The sequence below is a fragment of the Enterobacter sp. 61D5 genome (assembly GCF_034107965.1).
In the GTDB taxonomy this organism is placed as follows: domain Bacteria; phylum Pseudomonadota; class Gammaproteobacteria; order Enterobacterales; family Enterobacteriaceae; genus Enterobacter; species Enterobacter cloacae_M.
Window position 1 is genome coordinate 1 of the sequence record NZ_JAWNFK010000013.1, and the last position, 26,224, is coordinate 26,224.

Here is a 26,224-nt window from a genome sequence, read left to right on the forward strand (position 1 = left end):
TGATTCCTTCTAAGATAATTGTCTGATTAACCATTACCTTACCGGATAAGCCGATGGCTCTCACCATCCTTCCGAATTTACACCACGCACTAAGACTCTACCCGACTTAGCGTTGCACTTCGGAGTTGAATCAGCCAAAGCTGTCTGGAGATGGCGGGTCAAGATCATAATCAAACACAATAATATCATTCAGTATCGGCCTGAAAATCGCCTTTATCGCTTCATGCTGTGGGTGAGGAAGGTATAGTTGTCTTGCTTGCTCATCAAAAAATGTCATCATCACACAATGTGTGTAACCGGCATTCTTTCCTTCCCTACTGTTGTTTTCCCCCCACTCCACAGAAACCACTCCCTGCATTCGTAAAGGCAGTGATAGAAAAGCCTCTCTGACAGAAGCAATCTGCGCTGGTTTTACTTCTGATGTAAAGCGAATCAACAGAATATGTCTGATCATCTTATATCCTTTATATTAACTATTAGAGACGTCAACTAGTTTTGCCACTGGCGCCAAGTACTCTGCCCGCATCCGTAAGCGCCCATTCAGCGAAGTCTGTCGACGAACCTTTAATCCGGCGATGATAGATTCCACTTAATTGTTAAATGGAATCTATCCGTGGGACAACCGGTATCCACAGATAAGCCGGAGCTGGGAGTCCAACTGGACCAACCTTGCCACGTTCTTCGCTTACCCGAAGGATATCCGCAAAGTGATCTACACCACCAACGCCATCGAGTCGCTGAACAGCGTGATCCGCCATGCCATCAAGAAGCGTAAGGTGAACCGCCCCGGTTTTCCGGGAGAGTATTTTGGTTGGGAACTCAGGCTGCCAGATCCTTATTCCCGATGGAAGCATAATATGCCTGTTCGGCTTCTGCCGGTGGGATATGCCCCAGCCTTTCCAGCAACCGGCGATTGTTGTACCAGTCCACCCACGCCAGCGTCGCCAGCTCAACCTCTGCACGGCTTTTCCAGCTTTGTCTGTGTATCACCTCCGCTTTGTACAGGCCGTTGATGCTTTCGGCCATCGCGTTATCATAAGAGCCACCCGTACTTCCCGTTGAAGCCAGAAGCTCCGCCTCCTGCAACCGCTGTGTGTATGCCAGCGACACGTACTGTGAACCTTTGTCGCTGTGATGGATGGTGCCTGATGGCCGGCGGGCCCACAGCGCCTGCCGCAGCTTCTTTCCGGCTGACGGTGGTCCGGACCTTTTTGCCCCGGCGCACCCCGGCAAGCCCCATGTTTTTCATCAGTCGCGCGATGGTGCATCGGGCCACGCTGAAGCCCTCCCGCAGCAGCTGGCGCCAGACCTTGCGAACACCATAGACGCTGTGGTTTTCGTCGTACACGCGCTGTATCTCCTGCTTCAGTTGTTCATCACGCTGGTCGCGATGGCTGCGTCTGTCAGGATGCAGCTGATATTCACGGTGGCGGTAGTATGAAGACGGGGCGATATCCAGCTCATGGCATACCGGTCCGACCCCGTATTCATCGCTCAGGGTATCCACCAGGAGGGCTATTTTTTCCAGGGGCGGTCGAACTCCGCCTTCGCAAAATAAGCTGAGGCCTGTCGCAGGATATCATTGCTGCGCCGTAGCTCGCGGTTCTCCCGCTCCAGCTCTTTCAGACGCTGACGCTCAGTGGTGGTGAGGCCACCATCACCGCCACCGGCATCACGTTCATACTGACGCAGCCAGATACGCAGGGTCTCGGGCGTACAGCCGATTTTAGGGGCGATGGAACTGATGGCCGCCCACTGCGAGTCATAGTCATTCTGGCTTTCAATAACCATACGAACGGCCCGCTGACGAATCTCAGGGGAAAAGCGAGTATTTTTAGTCATCCTGTTTACCTCTCTCAAGGAGTTTAGTCTCCAGGATTCCCGGGGCGGTTCAGTACGCCATCTTCCCTCCACACAGCACGCATTCAAACGGGTCACGTCGCAGGAACTGCTTACTCATCTGCGCATAGCAGACCTTCGGTACCGGCTCCGGTTTATCCATCCCCAGCGCCTCGAACACCTGCGGGAGTTTTTCCCCACACACCCGGTTAGCCAGAAAACCAAAATACCGCACCATCCGGAAGAACTTCTCCGGGATGTGCTGTTTCAGCCGCGCCACGATTTCCCGTTGCGTCAGCGTCTCTGTGGCCTGCTCACCCGTATTGTGGTCGTGGTAGCGGAAGCTCAGCGTGGCACCGCCGGCATAGTGTGCCAGCCGGGAGCCCGCTATCGGCGGCTTTTCCAGATAACGGCCCAGGTATTTCACGGTGTTTTTGCCGCCGGCCGTCTTTTTTGACATGTAGACGTGCCAGTAGTCGCAGATTGCCGGCATTGTCAGCCGGTACTTTTCGGCACTGTCTGAGCACAGTGAAACCGGTGCCTGGCACAGGGTGCTGGAGGTGCTGGTCCGGGAACTGACGGAATCTGGCCTGCTGTCATTCCACACCGGTAATGTTGCCGAGAGCCGCCGGCTGAACATTCCCCGCACCGCGTATTACTGGTACGGCGGTTTTGTCGCAAAGCGAGTGGCCATGATGCTGGGCTGCTACGATATCTACCTGTGGAACGAAATGATGCGGCCGGACAGCGACGTGGTCTTTGTGGGGGATGCGCGCAACGTCGTTGCCTGCTACTTCATCTGCCAGCAGATGTGCCGCCTGCTGAAAGCAGTGAGGCTGAACTGGCGTAAGCAACAGGGGGCGTGGGGAAGCCGGGCAGAGCTGGATGAGGCGGCGCACCGGTACACGCAGCGGCTGGCAGAGGGGATAATGGATAACGGTATTTTTATCGGTGGCGACGAGCAGAACTCTTACCGGCTGTACGATTATGCGGAAAAACATTACGCCTGGGCCATGCGCTGATTTATATATGATCCCGAAGCACATTTAGGATGCTCCGGGATATTAGACAAGGGGCTTTAATCCTGAAATAACGTCTGTAGTAGCATAAATGGAATTATCCGGGGAGTCCCAGTCGATCCATTTCCAACTCGTCGGCTGATTTGAGGCGTTTTTTCTCCACGAGATAATCATGAAGACGCTCAATCAAGGCTTTATCTCCTTTCCAGAAGTAATATCCATTCTGGCCTCTTCTCTCTAACATTTCAGCGTGCCAGATATCCTCCCACCATACCGATTCTTGACAACCATGCTCAATTAGATAGTGTGGATGACAATGCCCTTCGCGGTAGTAATGGGATAAATCGTTTTCACTAAGATCATAACTTTTCACGAAGAAATCCCCTTTTATATAGCGGGAATATAGTTCCTGAAGGATAACTAGAAAATCAGCAAGATCATGAAACCCGCCGTTACCAATCTCTTCACTCAAATGAAGGTTGGTGTAAAAAAAATCAGTGCTTAAAGTATCTTTAAATTCACGTAAAATCAGTACATTACCAGCACTGTTTGTTAAACGAATTATGCGGATAAACGTGACGGGATTACCTTTAGCATCTGGAGCGAGCAAGGCATCAACATCTTCACTGCTCCCCCCTTTCCAGTTGATTCGACTCTGGGAACTCATCGGAAAGGGGACTCTTTCTCCAAATTTAAGCCACTCTGCACAACAACCTAGCAGTCCGCTCAGGTTATTGAGATCTCTAAATCCGGGAACTTCATTACCTGTAAACCAGTTTTCAGCGGCCAATGCATCCTGGTGTCCCAATAGTTCCGCCAATTTTGCCGGAGTCAGAGGAGGTTCCCTGCGAACTTTGTTCACAATTGGCAAAACCTTGTTTAATCGCTCAGTGATTTCCTGCTGATAACGCTCTCCTCCTGAGATGTTTTTCTGACTTTCCACTGATTGCGTAAGGATATATCTGGCGTGGCCTTCCAGGGAGCGTTCTGCATAGTTAGCTGCTTTTTCCAGTGACTGGTATATATTTTCAGGAATAAGTCGGATGAGTAATTTTTTCATGAGTCCTCCATAAGTATGTATTTAACTTGATGTCAAAATGACATCGTTAAGATATCCTTTCACCATTAAGTGTGTTACAAAATGTAAACATCGGTATTTTGAATGTTTACTGAAATTGGTTTTGGTTAAAATATCCCTGAATATTTTGAAGGCAAAATCTAATCATGGCTTGAGAAACTAAAGGGGGACGACGTTCAGTGACGCTGACAGAACAATCGGGACATCTGGCATGGTGTGCCCTGGTGGCGCTTGCGTTGGCTAGGCAGGATGGTGGCGTTCTCTCGCCGGCACAGGAAAATCTCTTTCTCACCCGATGGCTGGCGACTGCGCTGAAGCAACGACGTTTTTCTCGCGATGTCACACCTGACCTCGAGTGGCTACTTAAACAGGGGCGCCAGCTGGGCGTCAGCGCGAAGCTGGCCAGCAAACTGAACTACCTCTGGCGATCCTGCACCGGCGAACTGTCTGAGCAGAACGACCTGTTCCGGCTGACGTATGCCCTGGAGACAGCGAAGGATATGCACTGGAATTACCGTCTGCTGAATGACAGAGAATGGTCCGGCCGATATGCCGTAGCACTGAACGGTGGAGTAAACGGAGTTTATCTTTCGCGCTCTAACCTTGATGCCGCTTTTGACGATAATGGCCATCAGGTTAACCCATTGATAGCTCAACTGACGGGGAGTGTGGAAGGCGTGGTGAAGCTGTTTAACCGCTGTGGCTGGCAGGCCGAACCTGAGAGTGATGCTTCCCTGCCCCACCAGTATTTACTGATGGCCAGACAGGGAGTCTCAGGAAAGGATTAGTGGCGGATCTGCGCCAGGTCGTCTTCAGACAGACCTGTCATTTTCATGACGGTATTGCGATCGATGCCGTTTTCCAGCATGGTACGGGCAACTTCCAGCTTGCCTTCATTGCGGCCTTTTTCAATACCACGTTGCTCACCGAGCTGAATCCCTTTCTCGATGCCCTTCTGTTCGAGCTGTTGTGCGATGGTCATAAGTGCGTCTCCGTGTTGCGGCACACGCTGTGCCAGTTCGCGTACAAAGGCCTCGGCGTCGGATGTTTCGCCTGCCTGCACTATATAGTGTACCAGCGATATGACCTGCGATGAAGACAGATATCCGGCCAGCAAAATGGGCGCCAGCCGGTCAACCAGTTCAGCGAGGTCCCGCTGATGAATATGTTTCTGCAGTAAAGTCAGGGCGGCCATGCTTCGATGGCCAGCGATTTCATCATCCGGAATGACCGTTACGTCTACCAGCTGGAAAGCGCTGCTGTAGAGTTTTCCTGCCAGCGCCGGATCGTCAAACTCATCCAGCCACCGGGTGGAGTACGGATACGGGCTGCGCTTACCCGTATAGAACAGCACCGGTATCACCAGTGGCAGTTTTTTATGCCCTGCCTCCAGGTGGCGCTGCATGGCTGCTACCGCATATCGTATGAGGCGGAAAGCCATATGTTTGTCCGGCGTTGACTGGTGTTCGACCAGCACATGAATATATCCGTCGCCGGCTGTAGTTTTCAGGCTGTAGAGGACGTCGCTGAAATACTGGCGAAGATCATCCTCAACGAACGAGCCTGATTCCAGTTTTAGCGTGCTGAGATCGCAGACTGCTCGCAGCTCTGCGGGCAGGTGGATTTCCATGAAATCCCGTGCAATATCCGGTTGCGTCAGGAACTGCCTGAACGTGGCATCGTGGGGTGTGTGTGTGCTGCTTTTCTTCTTCATCAGCCCTGGCTCTGAAAAATGACCCTGAGATGTTATCACAGCCCGGAAAAAGCTAACATTGGGGGTGAACGGAATTGCCATTCCTTCAGGAGAATGTGCCGGGGTGGTTCGGTCCCCTCTCCTTTATTCTGGTAACTCCGGGCTGACTGCATCGTCACGCAGGCGCATGATGGTTTGTCGTGAGGTACCAAACTCTCGGGCAATGGCGCTGATACTGGCACCTGCTTTCAGGTGTTCAAGCGCTGCCTGCCGTTGTTCCTGGTTCAGCGCCGGCGGCCGACCAAACCGTTTGCCTGCTGCTCTGGCCCTTGCAAGGCCAGAATGTGTGCGCTCAATCAGCAGGTCTTTCTCAAACTCTGCCACCGCCGAAATGACCTGCATGGTCATCTTGCCGGCCGCGCTGGTAAGGTCCACACCACCCAGCGCGAGGCAGTGTACACGAATACCAGACGCTGCCAGCTGCTCTACGGTCTTTCGCACGTCCATTGCGTCACGACCCAGGCGATCAAGTTTGGTCACTATCAGCACATCGCCATTTTCCATGCGGTCAAGTAACCTGGCAAAACCGGGCCGTTCGCTGGCCGCTACCGAACCACTAATTTGTTCCTCAATCAGGCGCTGTGGTTTAACGGTAAAACCGGCTGCTTCAATTTCTCTGCGCTGATTTTCCGTTGTCTGTTCAAGCGTGGAAACCCGACAGTAAGCAAAAACTCGTGACATGGCATAATTTTATGTACGAAATGGATGTACGAATTATAGAGCATGTCCAAAACTAATTTCACTAAGTTTTGGACAGATGTTGTAAGTAGTGTACGAAACCGGTCGGTTTTGTACATCCCGCTGAGGTATACATAAATGCAGCCATCTCACTCTATGAGTCAGGACCTGAGTGGGTATGTGTTTATGGATTATTATTTTTGATAAAATGATAAAATGATAAAATGATAAAATGATAAAATGATAAAATGATAAAATGATAAAATGATAAAATGATATATTATCAATTTATTTTTTTATGATAGAGTGACCTCATAACTTCCATTAGCACTTGAGGTCCCTATGATTACAGTTATAGGTTCAAACAAAGGCGGTGCGTCAAAGAGCACGACCGCGACTAACATTGCGATTGCCTTGGCATTACGCGGGAAGGATGTTTGCCTTTTGGATGCTGATCTTCAGTCATCAGCGGCAAAGTGGCATGCTTCTCGTGAGGAATCAGACCTGTTACCTCGCATAACCCTTATTCAGAAATATGGAAACATCAGCCAAACTTTGCGTCAGCTCGATGCAAAGTTTGATCACGTAATTGTCGATGTGGCTGGCCGCAATAGTCGTGAACTGGCTAATGCGGGAGCTGTGGCTGATATAATAATTGCTCCACATTTATGCTCACAGTTCGATCTGGACACTTTGGAAGAGCTTGAAAGCCAACTGGAGGCTTGGCAGGATCTAAATCCTGATTTAAACCTCTATATGTACCAGACACGGGCGACTACTAATCCTGTATTGCGTGGTAAAGAACGCGCAGAATTTCTTGAATACCTGAAGGATTTCCCAACCTTACCTCCTCTTAATGCCATTAACTGTGAACGAAAAATCTATCGAGATGTTGTTCCTCTTGGGAAATCTGTTTTGGAGGCAACTAACAGAACTGCAATAGAGGAGGTGGAGCAACTTATCGAAGAGGTGTATTCCAAATGGCTTTAAAACCACGGTCTGCTAAAAAACCATCCGATGCTCAGGTTGCAGCTCTCGCTGACAAACTGGCTGATAAGCAATATGGGGAGCCTGCGGTCATCGTTAAAACTGAAAAAACAGTACAGCGGAGTCTTGCTCTTCCTCTCTCGCTTGATCAGGCAATTACCCGAGTGTCAGCAGAAAACAAACTCAGCGGCTCTGGTCCGAAAAACACCAGTGCTGTCATACGAGAGGCTCTAGAGCAATATCTGGAACGGCGGAATAGCAATAGTTGATAATTTATCAATTTATCAAAATATTATTAATTTTTTTTGATAAATAATGATGCGCTTTCCTGCCTGATAGTTTTGTTCTTTCTGACTACATCGTGACTGATCTCTGTCGTAGATATGTTCAAACCCCGGCAAATTCCCGGGGCTAACACCTTAAGGTTATTTAATGCCGGGGGATGCTGCTGACGTCTTCTTCAGGCTGTGGGGCGCGACCAGGCGCATTGAACGTGATGGTGATGATCTTTCTGGCCAGCCCCTCATCGGAAAGGGCATCATCCACACTGACATCACGAATCAGTGGACTTTCCTCTTCTATATGTTGGGCAATATCCCGCAGCCACTCTGCCAGCATTTCTCTGTCCATCTTTCTCCGCCCCGGTTTTTTACAGTCAGCATCAACATACCACACCAGGAAAAGTGAAGTCTGCGTAGTGTGGTTAAAAGATAACCGTTTTGTCAGGCGTGCTGTCATCCGTGCTGGTAGCGACCTGCGCAGAATACCCTCACTTTATACACAGGATTGCCCACCGAAATTGTGGACAGCAACGATGAGAATACGATGTCGCTGCGCTCCTCATTCATACCGCTCTGCTGTGAACGCCGTGCCGCTACTGTAGCCGGGCCGCTGTGCAGAAAAGGGAGGCTTCGCCACCATCCTCACCCGGTCGCAGTGATTTCAAAATGCATTTTCCGCTGTCTTCCCGTCGTTCTCCGGCTCAATTTCCGCCGTCAAACCGTCCAGTCAGCGTCTGCTTTTATCTGCGCTGCGGCTTGCGGTGGTGCCCTTGTCTGCTCCGCTTTTCGCCCGGCTGTCGTATCGGCACGGCGTAACTGGCGCCGCATTTGAATAAGGAGAATGATTATGTCCCGTCTGATTTTGGGTGACTGTGTGCAGGTAATGACTGGCATTCCTGAGAAGGCTGTCGATTTCATACTGACTGACCCGCCATACCTCGTTGGTTTTCGTGACCGTCAGGGCCGCACCATTGCCGGTGATAAAACGGATGAATGGCTGCAACCTGCCTGTAATGAAATGTACCGCGTGCTGGAAAAAGACGCGCTGATGGTGAGTTTCTACGGCTGGAACCGTGTCGATCGTTTTATGGCTGCCTGGAAAAATGCGGGATTCAGCGTTGTCGGCCACCTGGTGTTTACCAAAACGTACTCGTCCAGATCGGCTTATGTCGGCTACCGCCATGAATGTGCCTATATCCTGGCAAAAGGCCGCCCACGTCTGCCGCAAAACCCGCTTCCGGACGTACTGGGCTGGAAATGCAGCGGCAACCGGCATCACCCGACCGAAAAACCCGTAACCAGCCTGCAACCGCTGATTGAGTCCTTCACACATCCCGGCGCTATTGTGCTCGATCCGTTTGCCGGCAGTGGCTCCACCTGCGTGGCTGCCCTCCGGTCTGGCCGTCGCTACATCGGTATCGAACTGCTGGAGCAGTACCACCGGGCCGGGCAGCAGCGTCTGGCCGCCGTCCGGCGCGCCATGCAGTACCCGGCCGCTAACGACGACCTGCCGGAGGCCGCGTAATGAATTATCAGGGACATGAACAACTGCGTGACGACCTGGCCGCGCTATCCAGCACCATGAGCGACCTGCGCCTGCATATCCGGGCGCTGGAAGTAAAGTATCACGACGGATGCCCCGCGCTGGTTGATGCGCTGGCCGCTGATTTCCTGCGCAATCTCAACGCGGAGTATCTGACCGTTTACCTGCGCGTGCTGGCGTTCAGCGACTGTTTTCACGACTGACTGCGACCGGGCGGTGTTCCGCCCGGCCTTCTTACCCGATTTTGAGGAGATTACCCATGTATGGAACCCGGGAAGCGCTTTGTGAGGAACTGGCGCGGATGTTTACCCACGATGAACCCCTGGCTCTGCTGGTCTGGACGGAGGAGGGGATTCACTCCGCGTGCCGGGAACTGCGACCAACAGACGACGAGATTACGGCCCTGCTGGAAACGGTCGGCAACAGCGACATGAAGGTGTATCGCCGGGAAGGCGTCACGGATGCGTCGGTGTGCGATCTGCTGACCCGCCATCGTGAAGCGGTTAACCGGCAGGTGATGGTCCCGGCGCAGGTGCTTTCGCGCCTGGTGCATGACGCAGAACGCGAGCTGGTTCACCAGGAGGGGCTGGCATGGGATGCGGGCGGGCCGACACCCGCGCGCATCCGTCAGGGAATGGCTGACGTGGAGGTGCTGAAAGCGCTGCTGGCAGCGTGAGGCGATGCCGGAGGGATAGCCTCCGGCTTTTTCTTCTTCGGATGTCGCGCGGCCGCTCCGCTTTTCTGGCTCATCCTCCACGCTGTTCCGGCTTCGCGGTGAGTAACGTCCCGTGCGGCCTGCGGCAAACGCCGTGCCTCTACTCTAGCCCGAACGCTGCAAATGCAAGGGTTCACTGACGTCGATGCATTCACCCGGTCGCCGTATGTTTAAATGCCTGTCGCGGTTCTTCCCGTCGTTATCTCGCTCAATATTCGCTCGCTAACCGTCCAGACCCTCTCCGCTGTTTACCGGCGCTGCGGCTTCATGCATCGCCCCTGCATTTTTCGCTCCCTGTCGGGCTGTCGTGTCGGCACGGCGTAAGCCGGAACTCAGACGACATCGACCACGGAGGATTTTTTATGCGCACTACGACCACCACACCGGCTGTTTATGTGGGTACGTATCACAAATACAACTGCGGCAGCATTTTCGGCAAATGGTTTGATCTGACGGAATTTGACGGCAGGGAGGATTTTTACGAGGCCTGTCAGGCGCTGCATGCCGATGAATGGGATGCAGAGTTTATGTTCCAGGACCAGGAAGGTATCCCGTCGCAGTTCGTCTCTGAATGCTCCATCGACTGGGATTTTATCGCCGCGTACAAACGCGCCAAAGACGAGGGCAGGGAGGCCGCGTTTATCGCCTGGGCGGAGTATACCGGCGAGTGTGACTATGACGCGTTTGATGATGCATACCGCGGCGAGGCGGAAAGTGAGGAAGACTATGCGCAGGAGATGGTTGACGATAACGGCCTGCTGAATGAGGTGCCGGAGCCGCTGCGCAGCTACTTCGATTTTGAGGCGTATGCCCGGGATTTGTTCAGCAGCGGCTATGTGTTCCATGACGGTTATGTCTTCAGTAACTGATTTTCCCCGGCAGGCGGTTTAGCCGCCTGTCAGCCCGCGCGCAAAACCCTGGCAGGCTCTGCCTGCCGGCGAAGTACGCCGCGCCTGCGGCGCCGCGTATCTCCGCCAGTGCCTGATGTCCCGGTGGTATCAGAGTATGAGTATCGATGTGTTGTAGCCGGTCGGCGATATTCCTGTTCTGTTGATAATCTCTGCGTTGTCGTTGTCAATAGTGGCCATACCGATGGCGTACTGGCTGATATCGCTGTCCTGTCGGTTTTTCTTCCTGTTGTGTCTGCCTGTGGGCGACTTCCCTGACGGGAACCGGCGCTGTCGTAAACGGAGCCGGTAAACCGTCTCCGCCCTGTCGGGCTTCCATCGCACTGTCGCAGGTTTAACATCACGCTTGCGGCATCCGTCTACGGATGCGCCGCTCTCACCAGCCCGGCGGTAATGCTGCCGGGCCTCTTCGGGGCAACGCCGTTTCGCGCCCGCGCGTTCCGTCGTTGCGGCGGGTTCCTGCTCATTCCTTGCCTGGTATTTTCACCCTTTTGAGTCCTTTCGCCGGGGCTGAGACAAGCACAGCCGCTGTCAGCTGTCCAGGGTAAATGGCACGCGGTAAACCGCGCCCCGGACATCCGCCATCGCCCGCGCTGGTTTACGCCCCTGCGGCGAACGGCTCTCAAACGGGTGAAGGTAACAACCAGCGGGGGCGTTCAGCAGTCCCCGCAAAACGTCAAAACCGCGGCCCCGGCAACTCAACGGGTGATGGTTTTTTAAAAGCAAAACAGGTTCAGAAGGAGGAGCAACATGAGCGAGGCGCTGGCGGTTTTACCCGACGACACCTTTACCCGCGAACAGGCTGAGGTCGTTGCGGCGCAGTACACCAACGTGGCAATTGAGGACGATCAGGGTACACATTTTCGTCTGGTCGTTCGTCAGAACGGCGTAATGGTCTGGCGCGCGTGGAATTTTGAAGCGGATGCCGGGAAATGGCTCAACCGTTACATCGAACGTTACGGTATTCGTAAACAGCAGTAAATAAGAAGGTGCCCTGCGGGAGCGGTAACTCCGCAGGGCCGGACAATCATCAATCAGTGAGGTATCAACTATGTCAGTAACCGATGTTAAAGCAAAAGCACCCAAAAAAACCAGCACTAAAAAAATCACTCAGGCGCAGGAAGATGCCCTGAAAGCCGCCCTTGAGGCCGCCGTCATCGAGTATGTTCCGCTGTCTGCTCTCGTTAAATCCCCGCTGAACGTGCGCACTATCCCGTATTCCGTGGACAGCGTTCGCGGTCTGGCTGACTCCATCGAGGCGCTCGGACTGCTGCAGAACCTGATTGTTCACACTCTCGCGGACGAACAATCCGGCGTGGCCGCAGGTGGCCGCCGACTCACCGCCATGCAGCTTCTGGAAGAAGAAAACCGTCTCCCGTCCGGTTACACCGTAGCCGTGAAGCGCGTCTCAGACGACATTGCGGCTCTCGCCTCGGTTGCCGAGAACGAGCAGCGCGCCGCCATGCATCCCGCCGAGCAAATCGCAGGTTTCCGTACGCTGGCAGAGCAGGGCAAAACTCCCGCACAGATTGGCGACGCCCTCGGCTTCGGCTCCCGCCACGTGCAGCGCATGCTGAAGCTGGCAAACCTCGCCCCCTCCCTGATGGATAAGCTCGCACAGGACGAACTGACCGTTGAGCAGTGTCAGGCGCTCTGTCTCGAGGACGATCCTGCCCGTCAGGTTGAGGTATTTGAAAGCGTGAAGGCCAGCTGGTCGAACGCGCCCGCACACCTGATTAAACGCGCCATTACCGAAACCGAGATGCGCACCGACAACACCAAATTCCGGTTTATCGGGCGCGAAGCGTATGAGGCGGCAGGGGGTTACGTTCGTGAAGACCTGTTCAGCCAGGACGAGGGCGACGGCACGGCAGACAGCGTGCTGGTTGAGCGTCTGGTGCAGGAGAAGCTGGAGCGTATCGCTCTGGACATTCAGCAGCGTGAGGGCTGGGCATGGAGTCGCGGACGCGCAGCCCGCATCTGGTACCACGGCGAAGACGGTAAAGAGTTCGTTCAGCCTGTTGAACCCGATCCGGTGTACACCCCTGAACAACAGCAGCGTCTTGATGCGCTGCGGGAGCAGTACGACACATATGACAGCGTTTGCGACGAGTCAGATGCGATCGAAGCGGACATCCTCGCCATTCAGGCGGCGGCAGAAGCCTGCGCGTGGACTGACGACATGAAGTCAGGCGCGGGGGTGATGGTCAGCCTGTACGAAGGGCAGGTGTATGTGCAGCGCGGAGTACGCCTGAAAGCGGATATGCCGGAAGAAACCGAAACCAGCAGCGTAACGGTGCCGTTCACCTCACGCCAGCCCGACGCCGCAGAGGGGATCAGCGTTCCGCTGCTCACGAAAATGACCTCCGAGCGTACGCTGGCAGTCCAGGCGGCGCTGATGCAGCAGCCTGAAAAAGCGGTGGCGCTGATGGTCTGGCGCATGTGTACCTGCGTCTTCTCAGGCTGTCTGACCACGACGCATCCGTTCCGTATCAGCCTGACCGTGTCCCACGGCAGCCTGACGGAGAACGCCCCGTCCGGTAAGGATGGCGCAGCGTTTAACATCCTGATGACCGAACAGGCAAGGCTGAAAGCCCTGCTGCCGGAAGGGTGGGAGAAGGACTTCACCACCTTCTTTTCCCTTGACGGCGGGGTGTTGATGTCGCTGATGGCCTTCTGCACGGCCTGTTCCGTTGACGGGGTACAGACCCGCGATATGGGGCACACCTCCCGCAGTACCCTCGATACTGTCGAGGCGGCAATCGGCTTCCACCTGCGCGACTGGTGGCAGCCGACGAAGGACAACTACTTCGGCAGCCTGAAACATCCGCAGATTGTCGCCTCCCTGAAAGAGGCGGGGCTGACGGGCGCGGCGGGTGACGCGGAGAAGATGAAGAAGGGCGATGCAGCAGCGCATGCGGAGCACTTTATGCAGCACACCCGCTGGGTTCCGGCATGGCTGAAAGGACCAGAGCCAGCGGCTGAATCCGGTGCTGACGACGCGGTTTCCGATACCGACAGCACTGACAACGACACCACCAACACGGCACATGCCGCCTGATAACGGAGAGCCGCCCTGCGGGGCGGCAATAAGGAGATACCCATGCGCATTATTCTGACCCCCGATGTGCTGAAAACGATGTCCCTTGATGAGTTTGAGGACTGGCGGGACAGCGGCGAAGACTTTCGCCGCGAACTGACCCACGCCGTCATGCGTGACCTGTCCTGCCCTGATAACTGGGACATGAACGGCGAGTACCGCAGCGAGTTCGGCGGCTTCTTCCCCGTGCAGGTGCGCTTTACGCCCCCGCACGGCAACTACCATATTGCCGTGTGCAGTCCGGGTGCCATCAGTCCGGCGTGGATGGTGGTGTTCGTTCCCGCCAGCGGTCGCCCGTTCTCCGTCATTCGTACCCTGAGCGGCTACCAGCCGGAGCTTGTCAGCCACACCGTCAGCCTGACGGCGCGTCTCGATACGGACGGATACAGTCAGGCCAGCATCATCAGTATTCTGGCAGCGGAGGGCGCGGCATGATACCTGCAAACCTGTCACTGGTTCCCTTCAGCCCTGAGCGACGCGCCGCGATGGAGGCCATCGCCGAGGTTGAGCGCAGGCGGTCGCGCGGCGCGGTGTCCACGATGTACCCGTATGCCAGCGCCTTTTTCCGGCGGCTCACGGGCAGCACGCGCATCACTGTCAGGGAAATCCATCATTTTGCGCCGGTGCTGACGGCGCGGGAGCTGCGGGGCTGCAGGGACAGCTGGCTCAGTGCCATCGATGCCCTGATTGAAAGTCGCGGGACGCGTTGCTGGCTGCCGCTTCCCGTCGGTGCCGGACAGCGCCTCTTTCCGGAGGTGGCCTTTCAGCAGACCGAGCGGGTTCGCTGTCAGGACGCCCTGCGGGATGAAAAATACACCCGACAGCGTCACAAAGAACGGTGCCAGCGTGAGCAGGCGTACCAGGCGCTGGCGGGGCAGGCGGAGATTGAGCTGGCATTCCATACGCCGGAAACGGTCAGCAGCTGGAGCGCACGCTGGTCGGGAACTGAACTGCGCCAGTACGACCTGGAAGAGATGTTCTGGCGCTGGAGCGAGCGTTTCCCGTCACTGGCGCCAATGGAGCGCTGGACGATGGAGAGTCAGCCTTTCTGGACGGTGATGGCCGAAACGGATGCGCTGGCAAGGGAAAGTCCGGGATCTGTCCGGCAGCTGGAGCGCTGGATGGTACCCAACAAGCTGACAATGCGGAGCCGGGTATGAAGTGGCGTTACTCGCTGCGCTGGAAGCGTCCCGGTGAACCTGAACTGGCGTCAGAAGTGGTGGAGGCGGGGAAACCCGCCCCTGAGTCCGTGATGTCACTGTGGGTGGCAGGAGCCGGATATGCCGTCTGCGTGGATTTTCTGTGTGACAGACAGATCAGGCGCTGGACCGACGAGCGTAAGGCGGCCACCCGCCGACGGAATCTGGCGCTTCGTGTTAACAGGATCGCGCCCCTGTTTGCTGATGAGCTGATTGAGCGGGAACTGACGGCACGGCCTGAATATTTTCGGGGAAAGTCGCCTCACTGAGTCTGATATCATATCCTGCCAGAATACGGTCGGCAGGGTGCTTAAAAGGGATAATTTAGAGATGAGATACTGGATACTGGTCGCGCTGTTAAATGGCCTGTTTACGCTGGTCATACATTACGCGGCGCCGGAGATGTTCGGAAGTACGGCGTACTATGCCGGGGTGGCAATCTGTTCCCTGATTGCGCTGGTTATCACCTGGCGCGATCCGCCCGGTATGCTGGACAACGTGCTCTTGTTTCTCTTTAAGTGGGGAATAGTGGCTTCTGGACTGGCGTTTTCTGTCTGGGGCATCGGATACAGGCTGGAATTCTGGGGGGAACATAACCCCAATGAAGTTTTCAGCAGTGTATTCGACACTATCTTGCCGAATCTGGCAGTGCTGAGCGGTGCTTTGATTCTGGTCAGTGGCTGGGTGTTCTGGAGGCGAAGGTAACAAAGAATACGCCAGCGTGAGGGCTGGAAAGTAACAAGAGCGGTTATGCCTGCGGTATAGCTGCTCTTTTTTATGCGCCTTACGCTTTGTAATACCGTGCAGTGAATCTCCTCTGAAGAACGGACGCTGCGAATTATGGTGGCAGTTGCTTGTATCATCTTTTCAAATTTGCCTGTTGTCGGACGGGGTCACTGGCCATGACTGCGGGCGACTTCCCTGACGGGAACCGGGGCTGTCGTAAACGGAGCCGGTAAACCGTCTCCGCCCTGACGGGCTTCCATCCCACTGTCGCAACGTCAACACCGGCTCGCAGTGACCGTTCCGGTCACGCCGCTTTCACCATGCCGGCGATAAAGCCGCCGGCACTCAGGTGACGCCACGTCGTTCCGCCGTGTCGGGTGTGTTCATCCTCTTCTCATACCTCTGGTGAGCCATCTCCCGTCTGTCCCCGGGCGGAGGGCTGGTCGTAGCACCGTCGCGTCGTCATCCGAAGGGTGAAATGCACTCCGCCAAAACTTTTTGCGAAGGACCGCAAAAACTTTTGTCTCCGCCCTTCTCCTGACGCCCCGCCGTTGCTCCTTTGCCCTTTGCCGCCAGGGAACTCACCGAGAGATGGATTAACCACCAGACAGGAGGAAAAGCAGGATGAACACACAGAACGTCAACGTCAAAACCGCCACCAAAGAATCTTCCGAAAGATGGGTGAAAACCTCGTCCCTGCGTACTGATGGCTTTGTGCGCAATATCCATTCCCGTAACCCGTTCGATCTTATTCGCGCGGACGTGGTGCTGGCCCGTATGGAAATACAGGCTAACCGGGGGTGTGGCCTGCACTACGAGATTTATGAGTCCCGTCTGCTGGGTATGGCTATGCACTACCTGGCAGAACTGCCACTGAAAGACCGTCCTGTGTTTATGGGGGCGGCAGCGAAACGGGGTTACATGCTGACGACTGCGGAAGAAGAACGTGCCGATGGTGAATGTGCTGACCTGATGAGCGAGCTGGCGGCGGATTACTGATTACTTAATCGGCTGGCAGCAGGGGATGCCGCCAGTCACAACGGAGAAACATGATGAGCAACAGCAACACTAACAGTACGTTCAGCTTCGACGCATGGGAGAAAAGCGCGCTCAGCGAGCTTAATACCCTGCAAAACCACGTCAGTAAAGCCCTGATGAAGTACCAGAGCAATACGGACAAAACCGCGCTGGGCGAGTCTGCAAACCGCTATATGGGCGAACTCAGAACCGCTGTCACGCGCATCCAGAAAGCCACGCCAGCCATTCAGCAGAAAGTCGACGAGATTGCCGACATGCTGCACCTGATGGCGCATTTTTCCGGCATCACGTTCGACGAATAACCACCACGGCGAAATATCAACGCCATTAACCAGAAGGAGATAAACCATGCACTTAAATCTGACCGAATCCAGTGCCGAAGCAGGTATTTACGCGACCAGTGAGGCCGAACGCGCGTACTGGCTGAGCCGCGAAAAGTCATATCTGACCGCGCCCGTCGAAATCGACGTACACGCCTTCCATGATGCGCTGGGGCTGATGTACCCGATGAACTGGCGCAGCAGTGAAGACGGCGAGTGTGAAACCTTCATGCTGGCGGAAATGGTCTGCGGCAATGTGACCGAAATCTACGCGCGGATCGGTATCCGTTATTACCGCATGCGTGACTACAGCAACCTTGACCACGCGGAGATTCTGGCACGCGTTAAGGGGAAAATGCAGCGCCAGAAATGAGAAAAGCAGGCTTTCGCCTGCCTTAACCCGCCGGATTAGACGCCTAGGAACGATTAATCCGGCCTTCACCAAAAGGAACAAACCAATGCAATTCAGTGAAGTTTCGATTGTTACACCGACCGCCCTGTATGTCCAGATGCTTGAGGCGGAAAACGCACCCGTAAAAAAACAGGTGCGTATTAAACGCAGTGATATCGACCGTGACGACATCAGCGCCGAAATGCGGGCGCTGGGCCGTCACATAGCGCACTGCCGGAAGAAGGGGCGCGCCGTTCGTATTCCTGCCATGCGCGGGAGTGAGTGGGGGCAGGTGTTACGCACGCTTGAACTGAAGCGGGCATTTAACTGATAACTGAGCCGCTCCTTACGGGGCGGCATTTAAGGAGGAAATATGTCTCAACTCAGTTTTGCCAGCTTCTTTGATCAGGCGAGAGAAGCCGCACCCTTAACACCCGCTAAACCCGTATTGCCCACCGTGAATGCGCAGCCGATACCGCACCGGATGATGACAATCGATCAGGCCCGCCGCCAGTTTATCAGCGTGTTCAGGGATACCGCCCGCAGCCTGCGCCGCTGGGAGGTGTTCAGCGACTTTATCACGCTGGCCGCCAGCGAGCTGGATATGGCGCGGATAAGAACGCCAGAGAATATTGAGCAGAGCCGCAAAATCTGCGCGAAGTACAGCGAGAGCGATATCAGCAACCTGCATACGCTTTTCTGCCTGATGGTCTGCGCGCTGGAGGCGAAATTTCACGACTTTCTCGGCGCGATCTTCATGGAGCTTGAGCTGGGCGATGACCGGAACGGGCAGTATTTCACGCCGTATCACGTCCAGTCACTGCTGGCGAGGCTGCTGATGCCGGACGTCGACGAAACGATACGCCGTGAGGGATTCGTGACCGTCAGCGATCCGGCAAGCGGTGCGGCGGGAATGATTGTGGCGTATGCAGAATATCTGCTGGAGGCGGGCTATAACCCGTCTGAGCATATGTTCGGTAGCTGCATCGATATCGATCCTGTTGCGGCCGATATGGCGTTTATTCAGCTTTCCCTTCTGGGTATTCCTGCCGAGGTGGTGACGGGCAACACGCTCACAATGCAGCTTAACAGGGTTCGCTACACGCCCGTGTACTATATCAACAACTTTGAAAAACGCCTGGAAGACCAGCGCCGGGTGAGTGCCATGCGCGAATTTTTGCGCGGACTGAATAAAGCCGCATAGCCAGCCTGAAGGGCAGGGGAATACCCTGCCTTTCGTGGCATCAAAGGCCGCGCGCCTGCGGCGCAGAATAAGCAGGCTGCGCTGACGCGCTGCCTGCATTATTCCGGCGCGTGGTAGTCTGAAGTTCCTGTCTTTTGGTCAGGTGGTTAATATTCCTCATTCTCCTGCTGGCGATGGTCTTTATTATTCTGCCGCTGATATGGATATTATCCTTTCTTTTCCGGGCGTCGTCCCTGAAGGGACACGGCTGTCGTGAACGAAGCCGGTAAACCGTCTCCGCCCTTCGGGCGTCCATCCTGACGCAAATTCAAATTCACGCTTGCTGCATCCCGAATGGATGCGCCGCTTTCACCGTGGCGGTAATAAATTACCGCCACTCTGAAGCCCGTAACGGTAATTCGTCTTACGCCGATTTTCCGTTATGGGATGTGTGCATTCTCCTTGTGTGACTATCGCCCGATTTCATCAGTTCGCGGAGGGCTGCTTTTAGCATCAGACAGAAAGGAAATAAAGGGGTATATAAACGCTGCGCGCCCCTTTATTTCCTTTCTGTCAGCTGCTCATTGCCCTTCGCCGCTCAGTGATGAAGTCGAACGATGTAATAACCCAATGAGGAGAAAACCAGAATGCACACATTAAACTTCAAAACCGCCACTCGTGAATCAGCCGAACAATTTAAAGTCGATGAACGACAGCGCTATTGTGTTACAAATGGCGATGAACGTCTTGATTTTATTCCTGCGCTATTTTTTACGCCTTCTGCTGATAATATGATTGCCAGCTGGTTACGTCAGCATTCAGATTATGATGGTGGTTTCTGGAATTACTGGATTATTCCGCAGGGCACCGGAGGAAACGTGGCTCCGAACTGTGTCAGATTCACCACGACGCAAACCGGATATATCGCACCGGAAGGTGAACAGCGCTATAACATGGTTATTCCTGGTAATTACTTTGAAGCAGAGGTCAGTGCCGATGCTGCCGGAATTATTGCGACCCTGATGATCATGAACTGGTTGTCCTGGCAGGTTGCAGATATGGGGCCTGAATATTCGAAAGTCTGTAAACACCTCGTCGCTCGTCAGGATGCACTGAAAGACTACATCAGTATCATAAAACACCCTGAAGCAGATTTAATTTATCGGGCTATTGATTGACGACATAAATACTGGATGAATAAAAAGACCTCCTGTTGAGGTCTTTTTACTGTTTTGCAAGAGTCTGCGCTGCATTTTTATTATTCTTTATCGCCCGATATGTTGCCTCAATTTTTCTGGCATAGACATATCTTCTCTGCGCCTGTTCTTCTGTTTTCCGGAAACCTGCATTATATGCCCCCACGGCCTGCCAGCTGACTCCCCACTTTTTGAATGCAATTGCAAGATAGTAAGCCCCGGTGTAGATATTCATACACGGATCGGAAATAAGGTGCTCTGGCTTTATTCCATAACGAGCCAGTTCGTTAAAGTGCTGGGAGTCCACCTGCATAAGTCCGGAGCCAAAGCCCGAAACAGGATTGTAGCCTTTAACGTCTGTGCGGAAGTTCGATTCATTCCAGGAGATTGCCCGAAGCAGATCCGGATCTATATGATAATCCCTTCCTGCCAGATCAAAACAATCAGCAGCGTTCAACATTCCAGAAAAAGCCAACATTAAAAACGTAAGAGCAATCCGTTTCATTTCTTCCCTCCGGGCACCATGCCGGAAATACGTTAAACCATCCCATGCCCAGACTCAACTAATATGCACTCCTCACCACCAAAAGCACCACACCCCACGCAAAATTGAAATTTTGCTGATTAACTTTACAAGTCATGCACTTATCTTTTTTAAATTCCACTCAGTTCCAGAGTGGAAGTTTATAAGATTCATTTGCGACTACTGTATGAATCATTGGATATTCATTAATGATTCATGTACGATTCACGATATATATTTCATAACATTGTGTGATGGTGAGTCGTCGGCAATCCGCCATGTGAATCGCCTACGATTCGTCATAAAACCACTGGATGAATCGCCTGCAATCCGCCGGATGTATTGACGGTGGGAAGGCGCTATTCGACAGTCAAAATAATATCCTTCCACAGCACAAAAAAGGAGATGAGCTTTGGCAAAGATACAAGCATATGTAAGCGACGACGTGGTAAATAAAATAAATGCTATCGTCGAACAGCGTCGTGCAGAGGGGGCCAGGAAAGAAGATGTCAGTAGTTCAAGCGTTATATCAATGCTCGTCGAACTAGGTCTGCGTGTCTATGAGGCGCAAATGGAGCGCAAGGAGTCGCCGTTCAACCAGATGCTTTTCAATAAAACTATTCTTGAAGCCGTACTTAAAACACAGTTTATTTCCAGTAAGCTTCTCGCAATGGAGTCCATGAGTCCACATATTGCAGGAAACGATAAGTTTGAGTTCAGGGGAATGGTTCAGAATATTCGAGATGATGTTAAAGAGATCGTGGAAACCTTCTTTCCAGAGTCAGGTGAAGAAACCGATAATGATTAACTATATAGATGTCTTAAAAATCACATTTAACTGTGTTTTTTTTAATGACAAGTACTGAACGTAAAGGTATATTTTATCAGTGTCCTAACTAAAATTTGATTGTCGGCGAGTTTTGTCGAATCGCTGGTACCCAGGGATTGAGCCCCTAAGTACCAGCTACCCACACAGCCTAGCAAGGAGGTTATATGAGTGCGCGCGATCTTATGCGTTCTTCTGATTCCAGTCAATCACAACAAGAAGCAACAGGATTCAAAATTTTTGATAATTCTGAAATTCCTATCTGTATCAGAAATTCTTCTGGTGTCTTTGTATATTCAAATCACAATTTTTCGAATGTTATAAAAGGCTGTGAATATGACTCTGCCTTCTGGTTTGAAAAACTCCCTCTTGAAATTAAATGTTTGCTACTTGAGAGTGAAGTAGAGGCTCTTGCAAATGCAGATGTAGCCATGATTAAGAGTTTTATTATAGAGGGGTCTTTTTACTGGTGTGTATTGTTTCAAGTAATCTATATCAATTCTGAGATATTCATTGCATGGAGTTTTTTAAAGGATGTTGTCTTTAGTAGTTTAAATAGCAAATGCATTTCCTATGTTGCGGGAGATGTGAGTTATTTAAAGAACCCTGCATTAGTTCTTGAGCCTGGTGTATATCAGAGTTTCTGTCTTTTCTTTAGCGGCTTTAGCCACGAATTTATTTCAAAATTATTATGCGTCACGTCTGGCACATCTAAGAATAGGATTTCTAAATCCTATTCGATCATGGGCGTGGATAACAAGGACGATATGATCTTATACCTAAAAGCTAACTCATTTTTGCCAAGTGTGCACAGATATGCGTTTGAGTTGATAAGTGCTAAATGCAGCCATTTATTAAAATGGTAGGTTGTTATGTTATGGGTTTGTTAATAAATGCGTTACTTTTAGTATATCGTTCGGACGGTGGCTTTGAGTTATTATGTCTTTATCGTGATTTTAATAAGGAGGTTGTGATGAGGAGATATAGCAGCTCTCCAGCATTGGGAAATACCGTCAGACTCAAACTCGATTCTGTGACAGAGAGTTTATTGCGTTCTGCTACGTCGAGAAGTGGCAGAAGCCGCGGATTCGAGGTTTTTTTTAGGGTCAGAGATCACCTCAATAGATTCCCTATGTTCAGGGTTATGGATAATCCAGACTTTTCTAAGAGTTTTTTTGTGACCGTCAGGTTTGATGAGGAAACTAACTTAAAACTGATCAATGCAAAAAACCGAAGTGGATGGTGTAAGACTTATGAAGTACGGGAAAGGCTTCATGACCATCTGATCAAGTTCCCCGATTTTTACAATGCTGAAATGGTGGAGGTGATACCTAATAATTTCGACTAAATGGCATTAACGAATTATTGGCCTTTTTCATGGCTGTTCATTAACATTTAAAGGATTAATAAATATGACTGATGTGTCTGTTATTAACGCTGTACCCGCGACCCCTGCAAAGAAAAAATTCAGCAAAGTCGCGTTACTCAAAGCGCTGAAGTTTGCCCTGCCTGTCGCAGCCCTTGCTGCGTTTTTCCCTGAAACGGTTCTGGCCTCGACTGCGGGTAAAGATCTGATGTCCAGCGGCGATGCAACCGTTAAAGGTACATTTGGTAAAGATTCCAGCGTGGTTAAGTGGGTTATTCTTGCCGAAGTCCTGGTAGGGGCCGTGATGTATATGACGACCAAGAACCTCAAGTTCCTGGCGGGCTTTGCGATCCTGTCCGTATTCGTCACGGTAGGTATGTCTGTCGCAGGATACTGATATCCAGCGACAGCCGTTCAGAGCCACTTCCGACTATTAAATTCCGGTTTAATTCTGAATGCCCTTCACGAGCATTCACGGGAGGGCTTTGCCTGTAATCCGGCTGGCAGGTATTTCCATACTGCCAGCTGTACCGGAGACGGAACATATATGGCAGATGAATCTCTCAAAAAATATCGCTTTCCCGAAACCCTGACGAATCAGAGCCGCTGGTTTGGCCTTCCTGTGGATGAACTTATTCCGGCCATTATCTGCCTGGGGTGGGGATTCTGGACCCAGCATTATATTCCCGGAATTATCGCTGCCGTACTAGCCTATCTCGGAATTAAAAAGCTCAAGAAAGGGCGGGGCAGTTCATGGCTGCGGGACCTGGTCTACTGGTATATGCCGACCTCACTGCTGAGGGGGATTTTTCATGATGTACCCGACTCATGCTACCGCCAGTGGATTAAATAGACAGGAATAATCAGATGGAACACGGAGCACGATTAAGTACACAACGGGTTATTGCCATCGGCTTTATTGCTATGGGGGTGGTTATTCTGGGAAGCATCACCACCAATGTTATTCAGGCCGTCAACAACTACCGCCTTCAGAATGAGCAGAAGTCTATCGTCACGCCAATGCTTTTCAACGCGCCGTTTGCCGTGTCGCAGAACCAGGCGGATGCCTCCTACCTGCAGCAGATGGCCCTGTCGCTTATCGCCCTTCGCCTGAATGTCACCCCGGAGACCGTTGATGCCTCTCATGAACAGCTGCTGGCCTATGTCAAACCTGCGGCGCAGAACGAGCTGAAAATCCGGCTTGCTGAAGATGCGAAGCGCATTAAGGACAACAACGTTAACTCGTCTTTTTATATAACCAGCGTGAAGGTTTACCCGGCAAGCAGCCGCGTGGACGTGCGGGGCCAGCTGAAGACCTGGATAGGCGACTCGAAACCGTATCCCGAGCTGAAACAGTACGTTCTCAAGTTCGAGCGTGAGGACGGCATCAGCTGGCTCAGTCACTTCGGAGAAATCACCGATGAACAAAAATAGTCGCCGTGCGCTGCTGGCGTTGCTGATGCTCGCGTCCGGTCAGACGGTCGCCGCACCCGCTGCGCTTTCTGCCACGATTGTTCCGCTGACGAACGGCGGACAGGCCAGCATCGCGGTCAGCAACACCGACCCGAACCTTTTTACGGTCGCAGGTGACCGCGTGACGGCCCTGACCAGCCTCGACGGTGAGCTGACGCGGCAGGAGCAGACGGCAAGCGGCGGTGTGATTGTCAGCACTCTCAACAAAAAGCCCTTCACGTTCATTCTGGAAACCGAACGCGGCCTCAACTTCTCGGTACAGGCCGTGCCGCGTGCGGGCGCGGGGCGAACCATCCGGCTGGTCAGCGAGCTGTCCGGCACGGGCGAAGCGGCGCGCATCTGGGAAGAGTCTTCCCCCTACGAGGCCACGCTGGTTTCCCTGAGCCAGCATCTGCTGGGCGGGCAGCTGCCGTCCGGCTGGCAGGCTATTCCCGTCACGCATGAAGCCCTCACCGCCCCCGCCGGACTGTCTGCAGTCCCGGAGCGTGTCTGGGTGGGCAATCACCTTAAGGTGGTGCGCTTTCGCGTCACCAACAATACCGGGATGGCCCGCAACATCGCGGAAAGCGACTTCTGGCAGAGCGGCATTCGCGGCGTGCTGTTTGGTGAAGCCTCGCGTCAGCTGATGGCGGGCGGCGCCCTGCAGGTCTTCATTATCAGCAGCGGAGGTGCGGCTGATGGCCAGCATTAATTCAGTGGTGAAGCGCAAGCAGTTTATCTGGCTGGGTATCGTGCTGGCGACCGTGGGCGTGGTGGGCGGCGGCGGCTGGTATCTGGCGGATGCACGCTACGAGGGCAGCAGCGATGCGGCAGCCGCCGGCGAGCCTGCACCCGATATGACCGGCGTGGTGGACAGCACCTTTGACCAGAAGGTGCAGCAGCATGCCACGACCGAGATGCAGGCTACCGCCTCCGAGATGCAGAAGCAGTATGCCGAAATGCGCCGCGAGCTTGAGCTGCTCAGCAAGGGGCAGGCAGGCTATCAGCACCAGATTGACAAACTCAGTCAGGATAATGCGGCGCTTTCCGCTCAGGTCAGCGCGCTGGGGGCGAAACCCGTCACCGCATCGGGTGAGCCGGCCCCGCAGCCGCCAGTGCCTGCGCCGGGGCCTGAAGGTGAGCCGCAGCCGACCGGTTTCCCGCCGCAGACGGGGGCCGTCCCGCCGCCGACCGCGTTCTATCCGGGTAACGGCGTCACGCCGCCGGCGCAGGTACAGTACCAGCCCATTCCCGTACCCAACCAGCTGCGCCGGCAGTCTTTTGCCCGCAGCGACGAGAGCAAAGGTCCGTCCCTGCCGTACATCCCGTCGGGCAGCTTCGCCAAATCGATGCTGATTGAGGGGGCTGATGCCAACGCCTCCGTAACCGGTAACGAGTCCACGGTGCCGATGCAGCTGCGCATTACGGGCAGGGTGGAAATGCCCAACAGCAAAAGCTACGACCTGACCGGCTGCTTCATTGGGCTTGAGGCCTGGGGCGACGTGTCCAGCGAACGCGCCATCGTACGCACCCGCAACATCAGCTGCCTGAAGCACGGCGTCACCATCGACCAGCCCATTGCCGGACACGTGAGCTTCCGGGGTAAAAACGGCATCAAGGGCGAAGTGGTGATGCGAAACGGCAAAATCCTCGGCTGGGCATGGGGTGCGGGTTTTGTTGACGGCATCGGTCAGGGGGTGCAGACCGCGTCCCAGCCTTCGGTCGGACTCGGCGCCACTGCATCCCTCGGCGCGGGTGACGTGATGAAGATGGGGATTGGCGGAGGCGCCTCCAAAGCCGCCCAGACCCTCAGCGACTACTACATCAAACGCGCAGAGCAGTACCACCCCGTCATTCCTATTGGGGCGGGTAACGAAGTGACCGTTGTCTTTCAGGACGGTTTTCAGCTGAAAACCATTGAAGAGCTGGCGCACGAGAATGACAGAAGCAAAGCGGAGGGCAGCGACCGCAGTCCGGTTCCGCCGCCGTCAGTCCCGCAGGGCGGCATGAACGGGTTCAGTACCGACCAGATGCTCAACCAGCTGGGCAGGCTTAACCAGAGCCAGTTTATGCCGAAGGCCGACTCACAATAACCCCACGTAA

At 53.7% G+C, this 26,224-nt stretch carries 34 protein-coding genes, 3 pseudogenes and 1 other annotated feature; of the genes and pseudogenes, 29 read left to right on the top strand and 8 right to left on the bottom strand.

What is annotated here, in order from left to right; genetic code table 11:
* Positions 1-130: 130 nt before the first annotated feature.
* The gene (locus UTM25_RS14685) at positions 131-454 is read right to left on the bottom strand and encodes a Dabb family protein (protein WP_172688899.1); all 324 of its coding nucleotides are present in this window, start codon (positions 452-454) and stop codon (positions 131-133) included.
* Positions 455-614: 160 nt separating this feature from the next.
* Between UTM25_RS14685 and UTM25_RS14690 the strand changes: the two are divergent.
* Positions 615-779 (top strand): annotated as a pseudogene (locus tag UTM25_RS14690) (transposase); the annotation flags it as partial.
* 40 nt (positions 780-819) lie between these two features.
* On the opposite strand, the pseudogene UTM25_RS14695 reads toward UTM25_RS14690, so the two are convergent.
* Both UTM25_RS14695 and UTM25_RS14700 read right to left on the bottom strand, forming a co-directional pair.
* A pseudogene (locus tag UTM25_RS14695) lies at positions 820-1,842 on the bottom strand (transposase).
* Positions 1,445-1,561 (bottom strand) — a sequence feature (AL1L pseudoknot). It overlaps the preceding pseudogene by 117 nt.
* Before the next feature lie 52 nt (positions 1,843-1,894).
* Positions 1,895-2,320: pseudogene (locus tag UTM25_RS14700) on the bottom strand (transposase); the annotation flags it as partial.
* 70 nt (positions 2,321-2,390) lie between these two features.
* Between UTM25_RS14700 and UTM25_RS14705 the strand changes: the two are divergent.
* Entirely contained in the window at positions 2,391-2,861 is a 471-nt protein-coding gene (locus tag UTM25_RS14705) for a hypothetical protein (protein WP_228719140.1), read from the top strand.
* Positions 2,862-2,955: 94 nt separating this feature from the next.
* Here the strand turns inward: UTM25_RS14705 and UTM25_RS14710 are convergent, their stop codons facing one another.
* A complete protein-coding gene (locus UTM25_RS14710; protein ID WP_172688900.1) occupies positions 2,956-3,918 on the bottom strand; it encodes a hypothetical protein in 963 nt (320 codons plus the stop codon).
* Between the two features lie 197 nt (positions 3,919-4,115).
* Between UTM25_RS14710 and UTM25_RS14715 the strand changes: the two genes are divergently transcribed.
* On the top strand, positions 4,116-4,724 hold the full coding sequence (locus tag UTM25_RS14715) for a DUF2913 family protein (RefSeq protein WP_172688901.1): 609 nt from the start codon (positions 4,116-4,118) through the stop codon (positions 4,722-4,724).
* Here UTM25_RS14715 and UTM25_RS14720 read toward each other — a convergent pair.
* Together UTM25_RS14720 and UTM25_RS14725 are read right to left on the bottom strand one after the other, a co-directional pair.
* Positions 4,721-5,650 carry an Rpn family recombination-promoting nuclease/putative transposase gene (locus UTM25_RS14720; RefSeq protein ID WP_172688919.1) on the bottom strand — a complete coding sequence of 310 codons (930 nt, stop codon included), beginning with the start codon at positions 5,648-5,650 and terminating at the stop codon, positions 4,721-4,723. The genes UTM25_RS14715 and UTM25_RS14720 overlap by 4 nt on opposite strands.
* Before the next feature lie 123 nt (positions 5,651-5,773).
* The gene (locus UTM25_RS14725) at positions 5,774-6,370 is read right to left on the bottom strand and encodes a recombinase family protein (RefSeq protein WP_261893243.1); all 597 of its coding nucleotides are present in this window, start codon (positions 6,368-6,370) and stop codon (positions 5,774-5,776) included.
* Positions 6,371-6,709: 339 nt separating this feature from the next.
* Between UTM25_RS14725 and UTM25_RS14730 the strand changes: the two genes are divergently transcribed.
* Both UTM25_RS14730 and UTM25_RS14735 read left to right on the top strand, forming a co-directional pair.
* The gene (locus UTM25_RS14730; protein WP_139569858.1) at positions 6,710-7,357 is read left to right on the top strand and encodes a division plane positioning ATPase MipZ; all 648 of its coding nucleotides are present in this window, start codon (positions 6,710-6,712) and stop codon (positions 7,355-7,357) included.
* Positions 7,348-7,623 carry a hypothetical protein gene (locus tag UTM25_RS14735; protein WP_139569857.1) on the top strand — a complete coding sequence of 92 codons (276 nt, stop codon included), beginning with the start codon at positions 7,348-7,350 and terminating at the stop codon, positions 7,621-7,623. The genes UTM25_RS14730 and UTM25_RS14735 overlap by 10 nt, the downstream gene beginning before the upstream one ends.
* Positions 7,624-7,783: 160 nt before the next feature.
* Here UTM25_RS14735 and UTM25_RS14740 read toward each other — a convergent pair whose 3' ends face one another.
* Entirely contained in the window at positions 7,784-7,984 is a 201-nt protein-coding gene (locus UTM25_RS14740; RefSeq protein WP_071531410.1) for a hypothetical protein, read from the bottom strand.
* A gap of 498 nt (positions 7,985-8,482) precedes the next feature.
* Here UTM25_RS14740 and UTM25_RS14745 point away from each other — a divergent pair, with 498 nt between their 5' ends.
* The 16 genes from UTM25_RS14745 (at position 8,483) to UTM25_RS14820 (ending at position 19,936) form a co-directional block, all read left to right on the top strand.
* Positions 8,483-9,160: a DNA methylase gene (locus tag UTM25_RS14745; protein ID WP_320714941.1), complete on the top strand. Its 678-nt coding sequence runs from the start codon at positions 8,483-8,485 to the stop codon at positions 9,158-9,160.
* On the top strand, positions 9,160-9,381 hold the full coding sequence (locus UTM25_RS14750; protein ID WP_061278937.1) for a hypothetical protein: 222 nt from the start codon (positions 9,160-9,162) through the stop codon (positions 9,379-9,381). The genes UTM25_RS14745 and UTM25_RS14750 overlap by 1 nt, the downstream gene beginning before the upstream one ends.
* Before the next feature lie 56 nt (positions 9,382-9,437).
* The gene (locus tag UTM25_RS14755; protein ID WP_172688903.1) at positions 9,438-9,854 is read left to right on the top strand and encodes a DUF1380 family protein; all 417 of its coding nucleotides are present in this window, start codon (positions 9,438-9,440) and stop codon (positions 9,852-9,854) included.
* A 401-nt stretch (positions 9,855-10,255) separates the two neighbouring features.
* Positions 10,256-10,762: an antirestriction protein ArdA gene (locus tag UTM25_RS14760; RefSeq protein WP_194401955.1), complete on the top strand. Its 507-nt coding sequence runs from the start codon at positions 10,256-10,258 to the stop codon at positions 10,760-10,762.
* Between the two features lie 789 nt (positions 10,763-11,551).
* Positions 11,552-11,782, top strand: coding sequence for a DUF905 domain-containing protein (locus tag UTM25_RS14765; protein WP_008324190.1), 231 nt, complete (start codon positions 11,552-11,554; stop codon positions 11,780-11,782).
* Positions 11,783-11,852: 70 nt separating this feature from the next.
* A complete protein-coding gene (locus tag UTM25_RS14770) occupies positions 11,853-13,862 on the top strand; it encodes a ParB/RepB/Spo0J family partition protein (protein ID WP_261893084.1) in 2,010 nt (669 codons plus the stop codon).
* Between the two features lie 42 nt (positions 13,863-13,904).
* A complete protein-coding gene (psiB, locus tag UTM25_RS14775; protein WP_194401956.1) occupies positions 13,905-14,336 on the top strand; it encodes a conjugation system SOS inhibitor PsiB in 432 nt (143 codons plus the stop codon).
* Complete coding sequence (locus UTM25_RS14780; protein WP_320714943.1) at positions 14,333-15,061, top strand: plasmid SOS inhibition protein A; 729 nt, start codon at positions 14,333-14,335, stop codon at positions 15,059-15,061. The genes psiB and UTM25_RS14780 overlap by 4 nt, the downstream gene beginning before the upstream one ends.
* Positions 15,058-15,369, top strand: coding sequence for a theronine dehydrogenase (locus UTM25_RS14785; RefSeq protein WP_194401958.1), 312 nt, complete (start codon positions 15,058-15,060; stop codon positions 15,367-15,369). Before UTM25_RS14780 ends, UTM25_RS14785 begins: the two co-directional genes overlap by 4 nt.
* Before the next feature lie 61 nt (positions 15,370-15,430).
* Complete coding sequence (locus UTM25_RS14790; RefSeq protein ID WP_194401959.1) at positions 15,431-15,805, top strand: hypothetical protein; 375 nt, start codon at positions 15,431-15,433, stop codon at positions 15,803-15,805.
* A gap of 645 nt (positions 15,806-16,450) precedes the next feature.
* Positions 16,451-16,825: a hypothetical protein gene (locus UTM25_RS14795; RefSeq protein ID WP_194401960.1), complete on the top strand. Its 375-nt coding sequence runs from the start codon at positions 16,451-16,453 to the stop codon at positions 16,823-16,825.
* Positions 16,826-16,875: 50 nt separating this feature from the next.
* Entirely contained in the window at positions 16,876-17,166 is a 291-nt protein-coding gene (locus UTM25_RS14800; protein ID WP_240474975.1) for a hypothetical protein, read from the top strand.
* A gap of 46 nt (positions 17,167-17,212) precedes the next feature.
* On the top strand, positions 17,213-17,557 hold the full coding sequence (locus UTM25_RS14805; RefSeq protein ID WP_319858493.1) for a hypothetical protein: 345 nt from the start codon (positions 17,213-17,215) through the stop codon (positions 17,555-17,557).
* A gap of 85 nt (positions 17,558-17,642) precedes the next feature.
* The gene (locus tag UTM25_RS14810) at positions 17,643-17,906 is read left to right on the top strand and encodes a hypothetical protein (protein WP_008324174.1); all 264 of its coding nucleotides are present in this window, start codon (positions 17,643-17,645) and stop codon (positions 17,904-17,906) included.
* 156 nt (positions 17,907-18,062) lie between these two features.
* Complete coding sequence (locus UTM25_RS14815; protein WP_369702115.1) at positions 18,063-18,779, top strand: N-6 DNA methylase; 717 nt, start codon at positions 18,063-18,065, stop codon at positions 18,777-18,779.
* Positions 18,780-19,405: 626 nt separating this feature from the next.
* Complete coding sequence (locus UTM25_RS14820) at positions 19,406-19,936, top strand: antirestriction protein (protein WP_172688913.1); 531 nt, start codon at positions 19,406-19,408, stop codon at positions 19,934-19,936.
* Between the two features lie 46 nt (positions 19,937-19,982).
* On the opposite strand, the gene UTM25_RS14825 is transcribed toward UTM25_RS14820, so the two are convergent.
* Positions 19,983-20,459, bottom strand: a complete 477-nt coding sequence (locus tag UTM25_RS14825; RefSeq protein ID WP_058673456.1) for a transglycosylase SLT domain-containing protein — start codon at positions 20,457-20,459, stop codon at positions 19,983-19,985.
* A 430-nt stretch (positions 20,460-20,889) separates the two neighbouring features.
* Here UTM25_RS14825 and traM point away from each other — a divergent pair, with 430 nt between their 5' ends.
* From traM to traB, 8 genes are all read left to right on the top strand, one after another.
* Positions 20,890-21,285 carry a conjugal transfer relaxosome DNA-binding protein TraM gene (gene traM / locus UTM25_RS14830; protein ID WP_040218546.1) on the top strand — a complete coding sequence of 132 codons (396 nt, stop codon included), beginning with the start codon at positions 20,890-20,892 and terminating at the stop codon, positions 21,283-21,285.
* 185 nt (positions 21,286-21,470) lie between these two features.
* Positions 21,471-22,169 carry a hypothetical protein gene (locus UTM25_RS14835; protein ID WP_172688914.1) on the top strand — a complete coding sequence of 233 codons (699 nt, stop codon included), beginning with the start codon at positions 21,471-21,473 and terminating at the stop codon, positions 22,167-22,169.
* 107 nt (positions 22,170-22,276) lie between these two features.
* On the top strand, positions 22,277-22,651 hold the full coding sequence (locus tag UTM25_RS14840) for a TraY domain-containing protein (RefSeq protein WP_040218544.1): 375 nt from the start codon (positions 22,277-22,279) through the stop codon (positions 22,649-22,651).
* A gap of 64 nt (positions 22,652-22,715) precedes the next feature.
* The gene (gene traA, locus UTM25_RS14845; RefSeq protein WP_058610053.1) at positions 22,716-23,066 is read left to right on the top strand and encodes a type IV conjugative transfer system pilin TraA; all 351 of its coding nucleotides are present in this window, start codon (positions 22,716-22,718) and stop codon (positions 23,064-23,066) included.
* Between the two features lie 150 nt (positions 23,067-23,216).
* Complete coding sequence (gene traL / locus UTM25_RS14850; RefSeq protein ID WP_045911931.1) at positions 23,217-23,522, top strand: type IV conjugative transfer system protein TraL; 306 nt, start codon at positions 23,217-23,219, stop codon at positions 23,520-23,522.
* 14 nt (positions 23,523-23,536) lie between these two features.
* The gene (traE, locus tag UTM25_RS14855) at positions 23,537-24,103 is read left to right on the top strand and encodes a type IV conjugative transfer system protein TraE (RefSeq protein ID WP_172688915.1); all 567 of its coding nucleotides are present in this window, start codon (positions 23,537-23,539) and stop codon (positions 24,101-24,103) included.
* Positions 24,090-24,833, top strand: a complete 744-nt coding sequence (gene traK, locus UTM25_RS14860) for a type-F conjugative transfer system secretin TraK (RefSeq protein WP_151413346.1) — start codon at positions 24,090-24,092, stop codon at positions 24,831-24,833. Before traE ends, traK begins: the two co-directional genes overlap by 14 nt.
* On the top strand, positions 24,820-26,214 hold the full coding sequence (traB, locus tag UTM25_RS14865; RefSeq protein WP_058670648.1) for an F-type conjugal transfer pilus assembly protein TraB: 1,395 nt from the start codon (positions 24,820-24,822) through the stop codon (positions 26,212-26,214). Before traK ends, traB begins: the two co-directional genes overlap by 14 nt.
* Positions 26,215-26,224 lie beyond the last annotated feature (10 nt).

Excerpts from the sequence above, each read along its gene's own strand:
- UTM25_RS14755 (WP_172688903.1), top strand. The coding sequence starts at position 9,438 with ATGTATGGAACCCGGGAAGCGCTTTGTGAGGAACTGGCGCGGATGTTT.
- traA (WP_058610053.1), top strand. The coding sequence starts at position 22,716 with ATGACTGATGTGTCTGTTATTAACGCTGTACCCGCGACCCCTGCAAAG.
- traB (WP_058670648.1), top strand. The coding sequence starts at position 24,820 with ATGGCCAGCATTAATTCAGTGGTGAAGCGCAAGCAGTTTATCTGGCTG.
- UTM25_RS14840 (WP_040218544.1), top strand. The coding sequence starts at position 22,277 with ATGAGGAGATATAGCAGCTCTCCAGCATTGGGAAATACCGTCAGACTC.
- UTM25_RS14720 (WP_172688919.1), bottom strand. The coding sequence starts at position 5,650 with ATGAAGAAGAAAAGCAGCACACACACACCCCACGATGCCACGTTCAGG.
- UTM25_RS14780 (WP_320714943.1), top strand. The coding sequence starts at position 14,333 with ATGATACCTGCAAACCTGTCACTGGTTCCCTTCAGCCCTGAGCGACGC.
- psiB (WP_194401956.1), top strand. The coding sequence starts at position 13,905 with ATGCGCATTATTCTGACCCCCGATGTGCTGAAAACGATGTCCCTTGAT.
- UTM25_RS14825 (WP_058673456.1), bottom strand. The coding sequence starts at position 20,459 with ATGAAACGGATTGCTCTTACGTTTTTAATGTTGGCTTTTTCTGGAATG.
- UTM25_RS14785 (WP_194401958.1), top strand. The coding sequence starts at position 15,058 with ATGAAGTGGCGTTACTCGCTGCGCTGGAAGCGTCCCGGTGAACCTGAA.
- UTM25_RS14740 (WP_071531410.1), bottom strand. The coding sequence starts at position 7,984 with ATGGACAGAGAAATGCTGGCAGAGTGGCTGCGGGATATTGCCCAACAT.
- UTM25_RS14710 (WP_172688900.1), bottom strand. The coding sequence starts at position 3,918 with ATGAAAAAATTACTCATCCGACTTATTCCTGAAAATATATACCAGTCA.
- UTM25_RS14725 (WP_261893243.1), bottom strand. The coding sequence starts at position 6,370 with ATGTCACGAGTTTTTGCTTACTGTCGGGTTTCCACGCTTGAACAGACA.
- UTM25_RS14810 (WP_008324174.1), top strand. The coding sequence starts at position 17,643 with ATGCAATTCAGTGAAGTTTCGATTGTTACACCGACCGCCCTGTATGTC.
- UTM25_RS14795 (WP_194401960.1), top strand. The coding sequence starts at position 16,451 with ATGAACACACAGAACGTCAACGTCAAAACCGCCACCAAAGAATCTTCC.
- traL (WP_045911931.1), top strand. The coding sequence starts at position 23,217 with ATGGCAGATGAATCTCTCAAAAAATATCGCTTTCCCGAAACCCTGACG.
- UTM25_RS14750 (WP_061278937.1), top strand. The coding sequence starts at position 9,160 with ATGAATTATCAGGGACATGAACAACTGCGTGACGACCTGGCCGCGCTA.
- UTM25_RS14770 (WP_261893084.1), top strand. The coding sequence starts at position 11,853 with ATGTCAGTAACCGATGTTAAAGCAAAAGCACCCAAAAAAACCAGCACT.
- traK (WP_151413346.1), top strand. The coding sequence starts at position 24,090 with ATGAACAAAAATAGTCGCCGTGCGCTGCTGGCGTTGCTGATGCTCGCG.
- UTM25_RS14730 (WP_139569858.1), top strand. The coding sequence starts at position 6,710 with ATGATTACAGTTATAGGTTCAAACAAAGGCGGTGCGTCAAAGAGCACG.
- UTM25_RS14765 (WP_008324190.1), top strand. The coding sequence starts at position 11,552 with ATGAGCGAGGCGCTGGCGGTTTTACCCGACGACACCTTTACCCGCGAA.
- UTM25_RS14815 (WP_369702115.1), top strand. The coding sequence starts at position 18,063 with ATGACAATCGATCAGGCCCGCCGCCAGTTTATCAGCGTGTTCAGGGAT.
- UTM25_RS14820 (WP_172688913.1), top strand. The coding sequence starts at position 19,406 with ATGCACACATTAAACTTCAAAACCGCCACTCGTGAATCAGCCGAACAA.
- UTM25_RS14685 (WP_172688899.1), bottom strand. The coding sequence starts at position 454 with ATGATCAGACATATTCTGTTGATTCGCTTTACATCAGAAGTAAAACCA.
- UTM25_RS14800 (WP_240474975.1), top strand. The coding sequence starts at position 16,876 with ATGATGAGCAACAGCAACACTAACAGTACGTTCAGCTTCGACGCATGG.
- UTM25_RS14835 (WP_172688914.1), top strand. The coding sequence starts at position 21,471 with ATGAGTGCGCGCGATCTTATGCGTTCTTCTGATTCCAGTCAATCACAA.
- traE (WP_172688915.1), top strand. The coding sequence starts at position 23,537 with ATGGAACACGGAGCACGATTAAGTACACAACGGGTTATTGCCATCGGC.
- UTM25_RS14790 (WP_194401959.1), top strand. The coding sequence starts at position 15,431 with ATGAGATACTGGATACTGGTCGCGCTGTTAAATGGCCTGTTTACGCTG.
- UTM25_RS14745 (WP_320714941.1), top strand. The coding sequence starts at position 8,483 with ATGTCCCGTCTGATTTTGGGTGACTGTGTGCAGGTAATGACTGGCATT.
- UTM25_RS14760 (WP_194401955.1), top strand. The coding sequence starts at position 10,256 with ATGCGCACTACGACCACCACACCGGCTGTTTATGTGGGTACGTATCAC.
- UTM25_RS14735 (WP_139569857.1), top strand. The coding sequence starts at position 7,348 with ATGGCTTTAAAACCACGGTCTGCTAAAAAACCATCCGATGCTCAGGTT.
- UTM25_RS14805 (WP_319858493.1), top strand. The coding sequence starts at position 17,213 with ATGCACTTAAATCTGACCGAATCCAGTGCCGAAGCAGGTATTTACGCG.